Below are 16,148 nucleotides of genomic sequence, written 5' to 3'. Positions count from 1 at the left end.
CACTCCAGTACGATTACACCATTTGGTTGACCAGTCCAGACGAGTAGCGAGCCGTTTGCTCACGTAACCGTCGTAAGATCTCCAACATTTCCTCATCGGGTATCTGCCGAATAATATCGCCAGTATCCGCTTCATATATTGTCACAACATCTCTGCCCGACTCTTCGTCGACGCGAAATGATAAGCCTTTATTGATTGACGAGATGAAATCATTCATCTGCTGTACAATCCTCTCGCGCTCTTCCCGATTCAGCTTTTCACGCTCTTGCGAGGCTTCTATCGCTTTCTCAACGGTTTGAGCCGCTTGTTCACTTATCTCCGCAGTAGAGACCTGCTCCTTCTGTGAGGAAACTTGCTGTACACCATCGTACTTTGAAGCAAGTTTAGTGCCACTTTCTGAGCCATAAGGCTGGATGTTCGATGTGTAGGATGGTATTTCCATAACGATCTCCCTTCCACCTTAGCAGGTCACAACATAACGTTGTACCAATAAGCTCCAATCGAACCTATCGATTAACCTAATAAGCTAAGAGCTGCCGACGGAGACTGCTTAGCTTGCGCTAGAACAGAGGTACTGGCCTGCTGAAGAATCTGCGACTTAGTCATCGCCGTTGTTTCTTTCGCGTAGTCAGTATCCACGATTCGGCTACGAGACGCATTCACGTTCTCGTTGATGTTATCTAGGTTGCTGATTGCATGACCAAAACGGTTTTGGAATGCACCCAGTTCAGCACGCTGACTGTCAACCGTTTTTAATGCACCATCAATCACAGACACCGCGAGCTGCGATCCTGCAACTGACGTTACATCAACATCTGCCACTGTTCTATCTTGCGCTGCGCCGAAACCAATTTCGCCGCCCAATCCACCACCAATAGTGACCTCTGTCGCCACTTTATTCGAAGCAGCAAACAGTTGTAATTTACCCTCTTCACCGACAGAAGCTTTGACATCTTCACTCTGACCGTTGATGTAGGTTGCGAGCTGTTCGAGATCATCACCCGCTTTCGCGTTGATAGAAAGCTCTTTTGCCTCACCATGCACATCAGTATAGCTTAGAGTCAGGTCCGTCGTACCTTCAGAGACCGTCCAGTCAGGAGATTTACCTTCTTGAGCAACGTACGCTTTACCACCCATACTCATGGTGTCAGAACGCATATTCCCCATCGAAAGCTGAACCGCCTCACCCGAGCTTGCACCAATTTGGAAAGATTGGCTACCAAAGGTACCGTTGAGTAGTTTATTACCACCAAACGACGTGGTTTCTGCAATACGGTTAAGCTCGTCGTTCAGCGCCGTCACTTCCTCTTGGATAGCGATACGTTCAGAACGAGAGTTAGAGCCGTTGGAAGATTGCAACGCCAAATCGCGCATACGTTGCAAGATATTGGTGGTCTCATTCATCGCACCCTCAGCGGTTTGAGCGATAGAAATGCCGTCATTGGCATTTTTTACCGCCATGTCTAAACCACGACTTTGCGAGTTCAAGCGATTTGAGATTTGGAGGCCAGCAGCATCATCTCGGGCACTGTTGATCTTGTAACCCGAAGATAGACGCTCCATCGATTTCTGCATGCCATCAGTCGCACCATTAAGGTAACGCTGAGCAGTCATCGCAGACACGTTCGTGTTTACGTTAATTGCCATATTTGATCTCCTTAGGCATTAGGGTGATGTGTTTCAGCGTCTCTCACCTCGCATCAACACATCTCATTTCTCTCAGTCCTTTAACGGCCCACTAAAAAATACCTTTAGAGAAAAATTAAACTTTTTCGCAACTTTTTTGCTCAAAATAAAATATAGCGATTTAAATCAAACAGTTACTAGAAACAAAAAAATCCAGCCGAAGCTGGATTTTTTTCTTAAGGTCTTGATTAACCGAGTAGGCTGAGTGCCGAGTTTGGCGCCTGTTTGGCTTGAGCAAGAATAGAGCTTGAAGCTTGAGAAAGAATTTGCGACTTGGTCAATGCCGTTGTTTCTTTCGCGAAGTCGGTATCTTTGATACGGCTCTTCGATGCGTTCACGTTCTCATTGATGTTATCTAAGTTGTTGATCGCGTGGTTGAAGCGGTTTTGGAATGCACCCAGCTCCGCACGGTGGCTGTCTACATATTGTAGCGCCGCATCAACGATAGCCACAGACTCTTGAGCCCCACCCACAGACGTTACATCGATGGTGTCTACTGTGACTGCTTTGCCTTCGCCCATGTTTAGCTCGCCTGCTAGACCACCAGCGAATGACACTGCGCCATCAACTTTGTTCGCACCAGCAAACACTTGTAGCTGACCATCTTCGTTTACAGAGGCTTTCACCATATCTGTTTGACCGTTGATGTAAGTCGCTAGCTCTTCAATATCGTCGCCTTCTTTAGCGTTGATATTGATAGTTTGCTCTTGACCATCTTTATCAGTCAAAGTGATCGCTAGGTCGTTAGAACCTGCTGTTACTGTCCAGTTTTTGTCTTTGCCTTCCGCAGCTTGGTAGCTAGTACCACCCATGCCTACGTTGTCAGAGCGCATATCGTTAAGTGAAAGCATCACCGCTTCACCGTTGTCTGCACCAATTTGGAAAGACTTGGTTGAGAAGGTACCGTTAAGCAGTTTGTTACCACCAAAAGAGGTTGTTTCTGCGATACGGTTTAGTTCGTCATTCAGCGCAGTGACTTCTTCTTGAATCGCGACACGCTCAGATTTAGAGTTTGAGCCGTTTGCCGATTGTAGCAATAGGTCACGCATACGTTGCAGAATGTTAGTTGTCTCATTCATCGCACCTTCAGCAGTCTGCGCGATAGAGATACCGTCGTTCGCGTTACGTACTGCAACGTCAAGACCGCGGCTTTGAACATTCAAACGGTTCGAAATTTGTAGACCCGCTGCATCGTCTTTTGCACTGTTGATCTTAAAGCCTGATGACAAACGCTCCATTGAACCTTGTTGGGCGTTGTTTGCGCTATTTAGGTAACGCTGTGCTGTCATTGCTGCTACGTTAGTGTTTACATTCACTGCCATGGTGATTTCTCCGTTTGATTTTCCGATGTTTCCGGTTTCCGACGTCTCGGAAAACCAAGCTAGTTCTCTCAAAAGTTACTTTTATTAACGGCACGGTTTTCGAAACCTTGAGTCTTTTTTTGAGAATTTTCTGAAAAAAATTGGTTTGGAAGAGAAAGCGTGACCAACAAACAAAAATCGTTAAAAAGCCGATTTTTTTACTAAAGCTTTATGTCCGCTTGTCGATACCTTTCTCTTTTTTGACAATTAGCCTAATAAGGTTAAAGCGAGATTCGGTTGTTGCTTCGCCTGAGCCAAAATCGATGTACTGACTTGCTGCAGAATTTGTTGTTTGACCAGCTGAGTGGTCTCTTTGGCGTAATCGGTATCTTTAATACGACTGTTTGATGCAGACAGGTTCTCATTCACATTAGATAGATTATTGATCGCGTGATTAAAGCGATTTTGCATCGCGCCTAGCTCAGCTCGATGACTGTCGACATAATTGAGGGCGGTATCGATCACCGACACAGCACGCTGTGCGCCACCCACCTTTGAAATGTCGAGGTTGTCGACTGCCTCGTACCCCTTAAGATTGATATTTAGCGCATTGGCTAAACTCCCCGAAAATGAGAGCGTGCCAGCGGTTTCCTTACCCGCCATAAAGAGTTGCAGTTGGCCTTCTTCGTTCACTGATGCGGAGAGCTTATCTGTTTGACCATTAATGTAGGTCGCCAATTCTTCGATGTCGTCACCGACTTTGGCTTCTATCTTAATTGTCTCTTGCTGACCTTGAGCATTGGTGTACTGCATCATCAGCATGCGATTACCTTGACTCACTTGCCAATCACTCCCCGCAGCGTTTCCGGCAACGTAACTAAAGCCACCCATATCCAAACTGTCTGAGCGCATGTTTTTCAGTGACACTTGTACCGCTTCACCTGAGCTGGCACCAATCTGGAATGATGAGGAAGCAAACGAGCCACTGAGCAATTTTCGACCACCAAAAGAGGTGGTTTCGGCAATTCTATTCAATTCGTCGTTTAAAGCCGCCATTTCTTCTTGCAAGGCATCACGCTCTGCACGGCTGTTTGAGCCGTTGGCGGATTGCAACGAGAGCTCGCGCATACGTTGCAGTATATTGGTACTCTCGTTCATCGCCCCTTCAGCGGTCTGCATAATCGAGATCCCATCATTGGCATTTCTCATCGCGACGTCTAGCCCACTCATTTGTGATTCAAGACGATTAGAAATCTGCAGCCCAGCGGCATCATCTTTGGCGCTGTTAATGCGATACCCTGAAGAGAGCCTCTCCAGTGATTGGTTCAACAAATCCGTCGCCGTCGTCAAGTGACGCTGCGCTGTCATTGCTGAAACATTGGTATTCACAGTAATAGCCATAGATAACACGATCCTCCAAAGGGTTACTCTCTGTATCGGCACAATGCGAATTACTTTAATGGCAAATACAAAAAAGCCGAGCGCAATGGCTCGGCTAACAAAATAATTCACTAATCAGTCGGTTACTTGACTTTCAATGCCTGCAGCATCGGCACAGATGGCGCAAAGAAGTACGCCCCCGTGACGGCGCTGGTAAAGCGCAACAACTGATCGGTTTTTCCATCGGTCACACCGTACATGCTTTCCAGCATGGCGCTAAAGTTATGTAAGGTGTGGCAGTAAGCGATAAACAGCAGACCATGCTCACCCGACACGCTACCGTATGGCAAGCTGTGGCGAACAATCTTAAGCCCTTTGCCTTCTTCTTTAATATCCACTCGCCCTACGTGAGATGCAGCTGGGACATCGTCGAGTTCAATCGAGTCTGGCTTAGTGCGGCCAATGACTTTCTCTTGCGCCGAGACATTTAAGCGATTCCAAGCGGGCAGGTTATGCACAAAGCGTTGCACCATGACGTAGCTGCCCCCGGCAAATTCTCCGTTTGGAATGATGGCGACTTCTTGTCGTTGCTCTGCTTTAGGATTTTCGGTGCCATCGACAAACTCGGTCAAATCGCGTGAGTCTAGGTAGCGATAGGCGTAAGTTTCATCCACAACCGCAACGCTATCACTGACTTGTTCCATCAGCTTACGCAATAGGTAAAAATGCAGATCATGACGCTGAGAATGACAATGGATCAACACATCGACATCTGAGCTTGGTGCCACGACCTCACCTTGCCCCAATACAGGAAAATCAATCAACTCACTCGGCATAGGTTGATTTAATTGGAGCCAAAACGCTTTGGTAAAAGCAATCGACACGGTTAACTGCGCTCCGGGTTGCTGACGGTTTAACTCATCAACCAGAGCGGGTAATGCCTGCAATTGTTCAAGCACCTGATGTGGATTATGTGTCACCTTGAGCAAGGTAAATTGCGCAAAAGGGCCTGCTTCAGGGAGAATTGCGCTTTGAAACTGTGACATGATTACTCCTCATTTGTTGTTTTTGGCTCAGTGTATTCGGTTTGACTCACAACATATTGACGCTGATCATCGCTTGGTTTTATCACATCATAGGTGGTGCTATAAAGCTGTCTCTGACACTGCGGCTATTGATCACGTAGAGGATAAACCAGAGCAAAAGTAACATCACGACGCCATTTGCCCAACTAAACGCCCCATGCGCCAGATAGACATGATAAGCCGCTTGCACAAGTTGAGCACAAGCGGTCAGTAGGGTAATCGAACGGCCCCACTCGACGAGACGCGTTATGATACGTCGCTCAGGGTTGCGCAGACCAAATAGCCACATCAGAACAAGGCTCGGTATTCCCATAACTAAACCTAAATAGAGCATGGTCTGATCGGGATAGATAATCGCCAGGATTTTACTGCCGCTTTCTCGACTAGCACCTGCGACGACAAACACCACCCAAGCTTTAGCCAACAAGAACCAGCCTAACCAGAGTAACTTGGGCGCTTTGAGGTAGCCGTGTTTATCATATTGTTCGATTGCGTAGCGCACTAGGACTTCTTTCACTGTCGTTGTTCTATGACCACTTTACCCCAAGTAACGCTATTTTCTATCAAATTTTTGTCTTGTGGCGTAGAAGCAATAAAGGGATAAGGCTAGATACATTAGGTCAAAGCAGCAATCATGACACCGTGTTCACTAGCATCAATCTTCATGCTTCATCGCGATATCGTGTTAGGATATGGCTTAAATGAATCAGCAAGGCGTATCTCAATGAAGCACAAAACCGTCCCCTCTGTTGAGACTCAACAAGAGGCGTTTAAAATTGCCAAGGCGACCCAAAAACCTGGACAAACCAAAGAACAAACGCGCTTGATCGCCCAAGGGATTGAAAAAGGCATCGCACAATATAAAAAGCAACAAAAAGAGCGCGCACGGCAAGCCAATAAAGCCAAGAAAAAAGCTCACAAAGCCAAACAAGCGTCCTCACCTGCGGCTGAAGTGTCACCCACACAGTCAAGCACAGTGACGGAACAAAAGCAGAATGATGGACGGCTTGCTTGGATACTGCTCATCGTTAGTTGGATAGGATTTTTGGTCTATGTCAGTCAAAATTAAATCGCTACTGGTGCTGACCATCAGCGGCGCACTCGTAGGATGTGTCACGCCTGACACCCTGTTAGAGCCAGCGGCAGATCAGGTTCACTTGAGAATGGACAGCCAGTTTAATCCTGAACAATGTCAATGGCTGGGTGAAGTGACGGGGAGTGAAGGCCATTGGTATAGCTACCTGTTTTTCCCTAATGACTCTTTGGTACAAGGCGCGTTGAACGACATCAAGAATCGCGCTCATAACTTGGGAGCTAACACGGTTTCGGTCAACCATTCACAAAACTTTGTCACCTCATTCACGCTAATGGGCAGCGCCTACTCTTGCCCTCCCCCTGAGTGACAACACAAAAAAACCTAGCGAATGTTCGCTAGGTTTTTTGTCTAGATTCCCTTTATGCCTGAAAGCCTAAGCTAGCCGCAATATCGGACTGTCTCTCTATTACCCATTGGCTGTCAAACGGTCCCCAGTCCGACAACTGATAATAACCGTCATTGTGACGACGTCCGTCTTGCACGAACATCAACTCAATGCCAATACCGGGCAAGGCTTTGATAACGTCTTGAATAGTACGACGTGGCCAACCTGTTTGCTCGATGAGTTTAGGCACATTTGGCCTGTCTAAGTTTTCTACCAGCAGGGCAAGATATAAGCGCCTCGCAAAAACAGGACTCAATTCCATTGATACCTCCTATAAATTTCTAGAGTCATTATTTCTGTTTTGCACTGTCATGTGTTGCGTTCGATCAAAAACTCTACGATCGCTCACCATGGGAAATGATTTTTTTTAGCCAATAAAATATATCTATCACACTTTTGTCTCGCCGAACACTTCCTGCTAGGATGCGACAAACAACGATATAAAAGTCACTTTCAAAGGTTTCATTATGACAATCACCCTGTACGGCATTCCCAATTGCGACACGATTAAAAAAGCCAAAAAGTGGCTCGAAGCAGAGGGAGTGGAGTACCACTTTCACGATTACCGTAAACAAGGCATCGACTCCGCCTTGGTCGAGACTTTCTGTCAGCAGCTTGGTTGGGAGAACGTACTCAATAAACGTGGCACCACTTATCGTCAATTGACTCAAGAGCAAAAAGAGACGCTCAATGAAGCCAATGCCATTACACTGCTGATTGAGCAACCTGCGATGATCAAGCGCCCGATTTTGGTCATCGGTAATGACTACTACATTGGTTTTAAAGCGGACCAGTACGCCGCTATTTTTTCATAGTATTTTGTAAGGATTTCAAGGATGACAGACAGCCCTACTCTGGCTCTCGCAAAAGATTTAATTAGCCGCCAATCGGTCACACCTGAAGATGCTGGCTGCCAAGAGGTGATGATAGACCGCCTCAAAGCGCTTGGTTTCAACATCGAAATCATGGTGTTTGAGGACACCACCAACTTTTGGGCCCGCCGCGGTACACAATCGCCGCTGTTTGCGTTTGCTGGTCACACTGATGTGGTTCCGGCGGGCAATCTCGACCATTGGCATACTGCACCATTCGAACCGACCATTAAAGATGGCTTACTGTATGGCCGCGGCGCAGCCGATATGAAAGGCTCACTCGCAAGTATGGTGGTAGCGGTAGAGCAGTTCATCGCAGCGCACCCCGACCACAAAGGTTCAATCGGTTTCTTGATCACCTCAGATGAAGAAGGCCCCTTCATCAATGGTACCGTGCGTGTGGTGGAAACATTGATGGCTCGCGGTGAAAACATCGACATGTGCATCGTTGGCGAACCATCCAGTACTGAAATCGTCGGCGATGTGGTGAAAAACGGTCGCCGCGGTTCAATTACCGGCGACCTAACGGTCAAGGGCGTGCAGGGCCACGTGGCTTATCCGCATTTGGCACGCAACCCTGTGCATCAATCTTTGCTGGCTATCCATGAGTTAGCTACAACCGAATGGGACCAAGGTAACGATTACTTTCCGCCCACCAGCTTCCAAATCCCAAATGTTCACGCAGGGACAGGGGCATCGAATGTGATCCCGGGGGAGTTCAACGTTCAGTTCAATCTTCGCTTTAGCACCGAGCTCAACAACGATGCGATTGTCCAACGTGTGACCGAAACACTGGATAAGCACGACTTGGATTACCAGCTCAAGTGGACATTTAACGGCGACCCATTCTTAACCGATACCGGAGCGCTGCTAGACGCCGTGGTCGACGCTGTTGATAGTGTGAACCAAACCAAGCCTGCACTGCTCACCACTGGCGGCACCTCAGATGGTCGCTTTATTGCTCGAATGGGCGGGCAAGTCGTCGAACTGGGACCGGTGAACGCGACGATTCATAAAGTCAACGAATGCGTCTGTGTGGCAGATTTAGAGAAGCTCACCAAGATGTATCAAAAAACATTGGAAAACTTACTCGCATAACCATGACGCCAGAGCAACTGACCGGGCAAAGTACCGACCACTTAATCGAGACAGTGGTCGGGCAAAAAAGCTTCTTGGTTCACCCTCAAGTGAGCCAAGATCTATTGGCGCTCAAGCAGGCGGCAGCGCACGCGGGGTTTGACTTGCACATCGCGAGCGGCTTTCGTGACTTTGAACGTCAACGGCTGATTTGGAACAACAAACTTTCGGGGCGAAGTGCCGTGCTCGACAGTAATAGCCAGCCTCTCGATATTCACTCACTTAGCCAAGAGCAGCTGGTTTTGGCCGTGCTGCGCTGGTCTGCACTGCCCGGCGCAAGCCGCCATCATTGGGGCACAGACTTCGATATCTTTGACCGCACTAGCCTACCGCAAGGCACGCAGCTTCTACTCGAGCCATGGGAGTACCTTTCCGGTCATCAACACAACTTCTATTTGTGGTTGAAAGATCATTTGCATGAGTATGGATTCTTCTTTCCCTACGCTCGTGATTTGGGCGGCGTCGCGGTCGAACCTTGGCACGTCAGCCATAGCGCTAGCGCCTATGACTGTTTACAGCAGCTAAACATCGCCATGTTGGAGCAACAACTGATGTCGGCGCCCATTTTGGCTAAGCAAACAGTGTTCGTCCTACTGGAAAAGATCTACAATCAGTTTATTAGTAACATCTCTCAACAAGGACTGTGATGGAACTGCTGACAAACCCATGGGTCATTAGCTTCGTTGTGCTGAGCGTTGTCATCGGCAACATCGCGGCGCTCAAGTACAACGCCAATATGAAATTTGGCCAGATGAACAAAAAATCAGACTCCACGCCTAAAAGTGACAAAGAGGAAGAGAGTGAACAAGATAAAGACCCGCACTAAGCGGGTCTTTAACATTGGATCAAACTTGATTACTTGAGGTGATCCCAAGAAATATTGGAGACAAGCCGACACTCGTCGCACTTAAAATGGAAAATATCATGCAGAGGCTGCTCAACCAACCACTCGCCACCACACTTAGGACATTTACGCGCTTTCTCTGCAGCGAGGCTCTGACCTCCAACTCGGTATTGATAATAATAGGTCGGAATCTTAGTCAGGTACTCAATCCGGCCTCGCAAGTCCCAGCCACGTTTGAATAACACACTGTCGGTATCACAAATCTCATGCAGCGCCGCATGCTCGGCCCGGCACCCTCCCGCCATCTGTATCTCATCACACGCTTGCCACTCGGTTTGCCATTTAATAACGGCTTTGTGATCACCATTTAAGGTCGCTTGATTACGATACAGCGGGATCGGTAATAAGGTGTCGCCGCTACGCAGGGGGGAACAGGTATGCACATAGGTGGTGTAAAGCACCTGCCAACTCGGCGCCTCCTCTTCCGCGGCTTGTTCGGAGTTGAGATCACGACCGAGCAGGCGCATTTTTGGTGTCAATAAACTCGCGTTCGCTAGGCGATTCAAGCACACGTTGACAAAGTCAGAGTGATAGTTGGGGTGCAAACTGTCCTGCTCTGGGCAAACCACCCGAACAAAAAACTCCCCCTCGCCCATCACGATAGGAAATTCACGCCCTAGCACTTGGCCGTTATAACGCAAAGCATCCATCAAACCGTTAATGGCCTTATCGACCGCTGAAACTGTCGTGTTATCAAAACACTCAAACTGCAACTCAACAACGTACATCACTCAACCACTGCGTCTATTTGAGTTAAAAACTCGGCCAAGTCTTGGGCAAGGACATCACGCTTGTCGGTACCAAGACGCTCAAGAATCACGTTGCCACTTAAGTTGCAGATTGAAATGACATCCAGCTCGCTATCCGTAGCGGCGATAAACACCGTTGGCTTAAGCTTTAAACGGCGCTGAGTCACCAAATGACCCAAGATGTTTTCTTGCAAGCGCAGGAAATCTTCATCACTCCATACTTGCAACAGAGTTAACGGGTTCCCCTGCCATGTCGCTTCCATATCCGCGCTGTACTGCACACCGTAAAACGTTTTGATGTCGTCATGCAGCCTCAGCTCAATACCGTTTTCTACATTGGTGAAATCTGCGGCCACTTCACGTGGGCACGCCTGCCACTCGACGTGTTGCTCGGTTTTTCGTTCTACACATGGAGAGACCATGTCGACCAGCTCTGTGCTTTTGGGTAGGTGTCCTAAAGCATCTAAGTGTGCTTGACGGTATTTTTCACTGAATGATCGCAACGCTTGTAAGGCATTATCAGTCATTAGATTCTCCAATATGAATATTCGCTTTTGACCGCAGGATTGCGTAAAATTCTCGCCATTCTAATAGAAAATGAATAAAAGTATGAGCAAATATTCTGATGCGAAAGAGCTGGCTGGGCTCACCCTAGGCCAGAAAACTGAATACGCCAACCAATATGATCCGAGCTTGCTACAACCGGTACCACGCAGCCTTAATCGAGACGACCTTGAACTCGGCGACGTGTTGCCCTTCAGCGGTTGTGATATTTGGACCTTATATGAGCTCTCTTGGCTTAACGAAAAAGGGCTACCGCAAGTGGCGATCGGCGAAGTCTCTATTCCGGCGACCAGCACGAATCTTATCGAATCTAAATCGTTCAAGCTCTACTTAAACAGCTTTAACCAAACTCGCTTTGCTAGCTGGGAGCATGTTGAACAAACATTAATTCAAGACCTTTCAGCCTGTGCAGGCGAAAACGTCAACGTGACGTTACGTAGCGTTGAAGATTACACTGATACTGTCATCGTAACGATGGACGGTGAGTGTATCGATCATCAGGATATCGAGATCACTGATTACGATTTCGACCGCCGTCTATTGTCTGGCGCAGCCAAAGGCAAGCTCGTGACGGAAAGCTTGCATAGCCATCTATTGAAATCAAACTGCTTAATCACTAACCAGCCTGATTGGGGTAGTGTTGAGATTCATTACACCGGTCACCAAATCGATCGTGAAGCTTTGCTGCGCTATTTGGTCTCGTTCCGTGAGCACAATGAGTTTCACGAACAATGCGTGGAGCGAATCTTTACCGATCTGATGGCGTTCTGTCAGCCTCAATCACTGACGGTCTACGCTCGTTATACCCGACGCGGAGGTCTGGACATCAACCCATACCGCTCAAATATCCAACGCCAGCCAAACCATAACCAACGTATGGCACGACAATAAGGAAAGCGGTTTATGGTGTATCTATGCTGGAAACGATGGACATGTGCTTGGCTGTTGTTGCTCGCTTGGCCCTTAATGGCCAATACTATTTATGCTTCTGCGAGTTTAAGTGAAGCAAATAGCTTGGTCGATGTGGTTCCCCATCAAGCCAAACAGTTGATCAACAACTACCTTGAACAGCGAACCTTGTCTGACAACACCGAGCAAAGCCCGTCAGCGATGTCTCGAGATGAAGCAGATAGCCGGATTCGCACTCCCGGCAGCACCATAGACGCTCTACGTATACTTGCTCAAGCCGAATTCAACTTGGGCAACTCTCCACAAGCACTTATGCACTTGCGTGAAGCACGCAGTATTGCAGAGCGCTACAGGCTTCCATACCTGCTGATTAGCGTCGCTTTGGAAGAGACAGAGCTGGTTTGGTTGATTGACCAAGACCATGCCAAAGCCCGAGCCAAGATCAGTCAGTTGGAACAGCGCTTTGCGAGCATAGATAACCCTCAGCAACTGGCGCGCGGCCTCAACTATCGCATTCTCATGTTTCAAGCGCAGATCGCCTCGCGCGAGGGCAAACTGAGCAGTGCAGACCAACTCTATGAGCAAGCTAAAGAGTATGTCGATAGTACTGACTCGACCTCAATATACATCGACTATCACACCACGGTCGGGCAGCATTTACTGGCCAATAAACAGTATAATCGTGCTCTATCCGAGCTGTTGATCAGTTATTGGAAAGCGATAGAAAAAGATTCTGCCAATCAACTTGCCGAGGTAAACCGTTTACTTGGACAGCTGTTTTTTGAACGTAAAGTCCTCGATAAAGCCAACAACCACTATTCACAAGCCGCCGATTACTACGACAATTATCAAGGCTCACCGGCACTGCCTCCTATTCTAAAAAGCATGGGAGACATCTACTACCACCAAGGTAAGTACAACTTAGCTTTGGTTCACTACTTCAACGCGATGGACCACGATAGGCTGCACAACAGCATCGAAAATGTGATCGATTTACACATCGCCTTAGCCTCCACCTACCTTAAACTGGTCAACTATCCGCTGGCAGAGCAGTACTTAGAACGCGCGCAAGAACTGCTCCAATACGTAGATATTCCGCGGTTAAAATCCTACGCTCTGCTACTTGAAGCGGGGCTATTGCGCTATCAAAGCCACCCAAAACAGGCGATTGAAGCCGCCAAACAAGCATTGAAAATAGCGCAAACCGAGCAAGACGTGAATGTCGAAAAACACGCTTATCAGATGCTCTACTTGGGCTATGAAATGGACAACCAATACCAACTGGCTTTGGAGAGTTTAAAACAGTACAACTCACTGGCGGCCATTGAACAACAAGAAACAGACCTGCTCAGTGAGGATGCCTTCCGTCAGCAAAAAGAGTTTGTCGAGCAGACACTGCACTTAAACAGCCAGAAGCAAGAGCTCGAGCAGACCCAAACCGACTACCGAAAATTTCAGAACATTACTCTGACACTATTTATTCTGTGTGCGATTCTTTTTCTGTTCTTGCTGCGCAGAGGGCATGTGATCGGCATACAAAACGAAGAGTTAGATGCGCTGAATGAAGATCTCTACACCCATTCTCGTTCGGGATTGAAGAACTTGCGTATGTTAAACGCCCGCTTGCCCGCCTCCCTCGAGGAGAGTAACCATAAATTTGAGAAGTGGCATGTAGGTGAACTTATTCACGAGCCACTCAACGATCGATTACGGTTCGTGATGATCGATGTGCCGTTCTTACGCAACATGTATCTTCAACACGGTTACCAGGAAGGGCTAAAGCTTGAGCGAGCGTTTGGCGATTTTCTCAAACAACGTGTTCAGCACCCAGCACGTATTTATCACTTCTCTGATGCCAACTTACTCTATATTGAACCCAATAGTGAGCAGAACACGCAACCAGAGCAGTTGTTCGAAAAGATCCAACAATGGATTATGGAGTTCGAGCCAGAGCGCCGAATCAATCGCATTATTCGTATCGGCATGGCGGATTATCCATTTTTACCACGCGCCTATACCGCGGTGAATGATAAGGAGCTCATTGATGTACTCCTGATGTCAACCAGCACCGCGCGCACATTGAGCATGAAAGAACATTCGAGCCAATGGGTCTATTTACGCGCGATTGAGAATGCTCCAGCCGCGAGTTTAGCAACGGGAAATATCCGCAAAGCGTGTAAACACTCGATTAATCAGGGCTTGATCAAAGTCCACTCTTCTTTCAAGAATGAGGACAGCATCAAAAAACTATTAAAAGATGAGTAAAAGCTCGACAATCGAACTCACAAACTCGTGACGGCCTCGATTTATTTGATATTATCGACAGATTACTAAGTAGCAGTAGATTCCTCCTTAAGTTTATTCATGGGCGTTCTTGAGCAAGATCTTCAGTCACAGCTTCACAAGCTGAAATCTCAATTGGAACAAGTTCGATTGACACAGCGGGACACCTCGTTCAAATTTAATAGAGAACAGAAGGTCCTACAGCGCATTATTGCGTCGCTAAGTAGCGCCTATAAAAGCGAAAACCCACGTTTAAACGCAGGGTTAATCGAACTAAAACAAGCTATCGAGCAGCAACAAGACGTCAGTACTCTGATACCAAAACTAGCGGTATTGGAACGTTTGCTTAAACAACAAGGCTTGGCTATGGATAAACAGACAGAACACCTTGACTCGCAAATCAAACACAGCGGCGAGACCTTGTTACGACTGACGGGGTTGCCCGCCAAAATCAAGCGCGATCTACGAGATTTACTGAGCTATTCGAACGGCTTAAAACATCCGAAAGCCGAACAGGCAATGCGCTTACTGAGTCTTTATGAACGTTCTGTCAAAATTATCACTTCCAACCCTGAACACACGATTAATCAAATCGCCAATAGCTCAGATCGAGAGCTGCTGCTTAGACTGTCTGATGAACTGCAACACTTAATTACTGAACTCGACTTCGAAGGCGAGTCAGGTGAGTTATTGGCCGATATTCGCGCTAAGCTGTTAATCGGCGTGAATAGCCATGTTCTACTCGAACTGACCTTACAAACCTTGAAACTGGTCATTGATGGCACTAACTACGAACGAAAAACCTCAGAGCAGTTCCTTGAACAAGTTAATGCAAGCCTTTCCTCTTCTCTAAAGAGCTCAGCACAGAACGTACAGCAATCACACAACTACTTCCAACATCGCCAAGAGATGAACGGCGAGTTGGTCGAACTCCTTGATACGACGCAAACCAAAGTCTCGACAGCCAGCTCGTTGGATGAGTTGAAAGTTCAGGTCAACCCTCTTCTTGAGCAAATAAGTTCGCTGTCTGAGCGCTTAAAGCATGCCGAACAACGTGAGCAAGCGCTGCTCGATCGCATGAGCTATGGTAAAAGCCAGCTTGAGGCGCTGTATGAAGTGACGCAAGACTATCGACGCCGTTTGGAAGATCAAGCCCAGCGGATGCTGCTCGATCCATTGACTAAGGTGTACAACCGCGCGGCATTTGGAGACCGTCTCGAACTGGAATACCGCCGTTGGATTCGTGCCCAACACACGCTTCGAGTGGTCATTTTGGATATTGATGGATTCAAATCGATCAATGATAGCTTTGGCTATACCGCAGGTGACAAAGCGTTGAAAATCATCGCTCGCACGATCAAGAAAGAGCTACAGGAAACCGATACTGTCGCTCGCTTCTCTGGTGAAGAATTTATCCTTTTGCTTCCAGAAATCAGTGACAACGACGCGTTCAATGTGATCCAGACTATTCAGAAACAGGTTGCTAAATTGCCATTTAAGTTCCGAGACCGCCACCTGAGCATCACTTTATCCGCAGCCAGTACCGCCTTCAAAGACTCCGATACGCCAGAAGAGATACTCGAGCGACTTAACCTTTGCCTCAACGAAGCCAAAGCACTCGGAAACAGTCAACTGGTTTGGCGCTAATAACGCATACCCCCTGTTCTCTCCTCCTATATACTGTTAGACAATGCTTATTGATCTATATATATCAATCAGTTAACTTTATTATATAGCAACAACTGCTAGACTTTAGTTATGTTAACTCGAAAACAAACAGCTTAGAGCGACGTATAA

18 protein-coding genes are annotated in these 16,148 nt (G+C 47.4%); 9 read left to right on the top strand and 9 right to left on the bottom strand.

The features are described 5' to 3' along the window. Nucleotides 1–13: 13 nt before the first annotated feature. From flaG to FCU94_RS04250, 6 genes are all read right to left on the bottom strand, one after another. The gene (gene flaG, locus FCU94_RS04275; RefSeq protein WP_176287301.1) at nt 14–442 is read right to left on the bottom strand and encodes a flagellar protein FlaG; all 429 of its coding nucleotides are present in this window, start codon (nt 440–442) and stop codon (nt 14–16) included. Between the two features lie 71 nt (nt 443–513). Then, on the bottom strand, nt 514–1,647 hold the full coding sequence (locus FCU94_RS04270; RefSeq protein WP_176287300.1) for a flagellin: 1,134 nt from the start codon (nt 1,645–1,647) through the stop codon (nt 514–516). 227 nt (nt 1,648–1,874) lie between these two features. Further along, nucleotides 1,875–3,008 carry a flagellin gene (locus tag FCU94_RS04265; protein ID WP_176287299.1) on the bottom strand — a complete coding sequence of 378 codons (1,134 nt, stop codon included), beginning with the start codon at nt 3,006–3,008 and terminating at the stop codon, nt 1,875–1,877. 246 nt (nt 3,009–3,254) lie between these two features. Then, a complete protein-coding gene (locus FCU94_RS04260) occupies nt 3,255–4,388 on the bottom strand; it encodes a flagellin (protein WP_176287298.1) in 1,134 nt (377 codons plus the stop codon). Between the two features lie 122 nt (nt 4,389–4,510). Then, nucleotides 4,511–5,413: a Dyp-type peroxidase gene (locus tag FCU94_RS04255; RefSeq protein WP_176287297.1), complete on the bottom strand. Its 903-nt coding sequence runs from the start codon at nt 5,411–5,413 to the stop codon at nt 4,511–4,513. 82 nt (nt 5,414–5,495) lie between these two features. Then, nucleotides 5,496–5,954, bottom strand: a complete 459-nt coding sequence (locus FCU94_RS04250; RefSeq protein ID WP_176287606.1) for a DUF2919 domain-containing protein — start codon at nt 5,952–5,954, stop codon at nt 5,496–5,498. 222 nt (nt 5,955–6,176) lie between these two features. On the opposite strand from FCU94_RS04250, the gene FCU94_RS04245 reads away from it, so the two are divergent. Both FCU94_RS04245 and FCU94_RS04240 read left to right on the top strand, forming a co-directional pair. Further along, nucleotides 6,177–6,521 (top strand): DUF2956 domain-containing protein, encoded by a 345-nt coding sequence (locus tag FCU94_RS04245; RefSeq protein WP_176287296.1) that lies wholly within the window; start codon nt 6,177–6,179, stop codon nt 6,519–6,521. Next, on the top strand, nt 6,505–6,855 hold the full coding sequence (locus FCU94_RS04240) for a DUF4156 domain-containing protein (protein ID WP_176287295.1): 351 nt from the start codon (nt 6,505–6,507) through the stop codon (nt 6,853–6,855). Before FCU94_RS04245 ends, FCU94_RS04240 begins: the two co-directional genes overlap by 17 nt. A 52-nt stretch (nt 6,856–6,907) precedes the next feature. Here FCU94_RS04240 and FCU94_RS04235 read toward each other — a convergent pair whose 3' ends face one another. Next, nucleotides 6,908–7,195: a winged helix-turn-helix domain-containing protein gene (locus FCU94_RS04235; protein ID WP_176287294.1), complete on the bottom strand. Its 288-nt coding sequence runs from the start codon at nt 7,193–7,195 to the stop codon at nt 6,908–6,910. 205 nt (nt 7,196–7,400) lie between these two features. On the opposite strand from FCU94_RS04235, the gene FCU94_RS04230 reads away from it, so the two are divergent. The 4 genes from FCU94_RS04230 to FCU94_RS04215 are packed head-to-tail and all read left to right on the top strand — an operon-like array spanning nt 7,401 to nt 9,768. Then, on the top strand, nt 7,401–7,748 hold the full coding sequence (locus FCU94_RS04230) for an ArsC family reductase (RefSeq protein WP_176287293.1): 348 nt from the start codon (nt 7,401–7,403) through the stop codon (nt 7,746–7,748). Between the two features lie 21 nt (nt 7,749–7,769). After that, the gene (gene dapE / locus FCU94_RS04225; RefSeq protein WP_176287292.1) at nt 7,770–8,903 is read left to right on the top strand and encodes a succinyl-diaminopimelate desuccinylase; all 1,134 of its coding nucleotides are present in this window, start codon (nt 7,770–7,772) and stop codon (nt 8,901–8,903) included. 2 nt (nt 8,904–8,905) lie between these two features. Further along, nucleotides 8,906–9,589 (top strand): M15 family metallopeptidase, encoded by a 684-nt coding sequence (locus FCU94_RS04220; protein WP_176287291.1) that lies wholly within the window; start codon nt 8,906–8,908, stop codon nt 9,587–9,589. Further along, nucleotides 9,589–9,768: a DUF2897 family protein gene (locus tag FCU94_RS04215; protein WP_176287290.1), complete on the top strand. Its 180-nt coding sequence runs from the start codon at nt 9,589–9,591 to the stop codon at nt 9,766–9,768. Before FCU94_RS04220 ends, FCU94_RS04215 begins: the two co-directional genes overlap by 1 nt. Before the next feature lie 29 nt (nt 9,769–9,797). On the opposite strand, the gene FCU94_RS04210 is transcribed toward FCU94_RS04215, so the two are convergent. Together FCU94_RS04210 and syd are read right to left on the bottom strand one after the other, a co-directional pair. Further along, a complete protein-coding gene (locus FCU94_RS04210; protein WP_176287289.1) occupies nt 9,798–10,574 on the bottom strand; it encodes a Zn-ribbon-containing protein in 777 nt (258 codons plus the stop codon). Next, nucleotides 10,574–11,122: a SecY-interacting protein gene (gene syd / locus FCU94_RS04205; RefSeq protein WP_176287288.1), complete on the bottom strand. Its 549-nt coding sequence runs from the start codon at nt 11,120–11,122 to the stop codon at nt 10,574–10,576. Before syd ends, FCU94_RS04210 begins: the two co-directional genes overlap by 1 nt. An 82-nt stretch (nt 11,123–11,204) precedes the next feature. Here syd and queF point away from each other — a divergent pair, with 82 nt between their 5' ends. From queF to FCU94_RS04190, 3 genes are all read left to right on the top strand, one after another. After that, entirely contained in the window at nt 11,205–12,050 is an 846-nt protein-coding gene (queF, locus tag FCU94_RS04200; protein WP_176287287.1) for an NADPH-dependent 7-cyano-7-deazaguanine reductase QueF, read from the top strand. Between the two features lie 12 nt (nt 12,051–12,062). Then, complete coding sequence (locus FCU94_RS04195) at nt 12,063–14,333, top strand: tetratricopeptide repeat protein (protein ID WP_176287286.1); 2,271 nt, start codon at nt 12,063–12,065, stop codon at nt 14,331–14,333. A 99-nt stretch (nt 14,334–14,432) separates the two neighbouring features. Continuing rightward, a complete protein-coding gene (locus tag FCU94_RS04190; protein ID WP_176287285.1) occupies nt 14,433–15,998 on the top strand; it encodes a GGDEF domain-containing protein in 1,566 nt (521 codons plus the stop codon). Nucleotides 15,999–16,148 lie beyond the last annotated feature (150 nt).

Source organism: Vibrio sp. JPW-9-11-11, from assembly GCF_013369335.1.
GTDB lineage: Bacteria > Pseudomonadota > Gammaproteobacteria > Enterobacterales > Vibrionaceae > Vibrio.
The sequence above is the reverse complement of the archived record's forward strand: the minus strand, read 5'-3'. Positions and strand labels throughout refer to the sequence as shown.

Bases quoted from the DNA above. Each gene is read 5' to 3' on its own strand.
- flaG (WP_176287301.1), bottom strand. From the start codon at position 442: ATGGAAATACCATCCTACACATCGAACATCCAGCCTTATGGCTCAGAA.
- FCU94_RS04265 (WP_176287299.1), bottom strand. From the start codon at position 3,008: ATGGCAGTGAATGTAAACACTAACGTAGCAGCAATGACAGCACAGCGT.
- FCU94_RS04270 (WP_176287300.1), bottom strand. From the start codon at position 1,647: ATGGCAATTAACGTAAACACGAACGTGTCTGCGATGACTGCTCAGCGT.
- FCU94_RS04220 (WP_176287291.1), top strand. From the start codon at position 8,906: ATGACGCCAGAGCAACTGACCGGGCAAAGTACCGACCACTTAATCGAG.
- FCU94_RS04215 (WP_176287290.1), top strand. From the start codon at position 9,589: ATGGAACTGCTGACAAACCCATGGGTCATTAGCTTCGTTGTGCTGAGC.
- FCU94_RS04190 (WP_176287285.1), top strand. From the start codon at position 14,433: ATGGGCGTTCTTGAGCAAGATCTTCAGTCACAGCTTCACAAGCTGAAA.
- FCU94_RS04240 (WP_176287295.1), top strand. From the start codon at position 6,505: ATGTCAGTCAAAATTAAATCGCTACTGGTGCTGACCATCAGCGGCGCA.
- FCU94_RS04255 (WP_176287297.1), bottom strand. From the start codon at position 5,413: ATGTCACAGTTTCAAAGCGCAATTCTCCCTGAAGCAGGCCCTTTTGCG.
- FCU94_RS04195 (WP_176287286.1), top strand. From the start codon at position 12,063: ATGGTGTATCTATGCTGGAAACGATGGACATGTGCTTGGCTGTTGTTG.
- dapE (WP_176287292.1), top strand. From the start codon at position 7,770: ATGACAGACAGCCCTACTCTGGCTCTCGCAAAAGATTTAATTAGCCGC.
- syd (WP_176287288.1), bottom strand. From the start codon at position 11,122: ATGACTGATAATGCCTTACAAGCGTTGCGATCATTCAGTGAAAAATAC.
- FCU94_RS04230 (WP_176287293.1), top strand. From the start codon at position 7,401: ATGACAATCACCCTGTACGGCATTCCCAATTGCGACACGATTAAAAAA.
- FCU94_RS04235 (WP_176287294.1), bottom strand. From the start codon at position 7,195: ATGGAATTGAGTCCTGTTTTTGCGAGGCGCTTATATCTTGCCCTGCTG.
- queF (WP_176287287.1), top strand. From the start codon at position 11,205: ATGAGCAAATATTCTGATGCGAAAGAGCTGGCTGGGCTCACCCTAGGC.
- FCU94_RS04210 (WP_176287289.1), bottom strand. From the start codon at position 10,574: ATGTACGTTGTTGAGTTGCAGTTTGAGTGTTTTGATAACACGACAGTT.
- FCU94_RS04260 (WP_176287298.1), bottom strand. From the start codon at position 4,388: ATGGCTATTACTGTGAATACCAATGTTTCAGCAATGACAGCGCAGCGT.
- FCU94_RS04245 (WP_176287296.1), top strand. From the start codon at position 6,177: ATGAAGCACAAAACCGTCCCCTCTGTTGAGACTCAACAAGAGGCGTTT.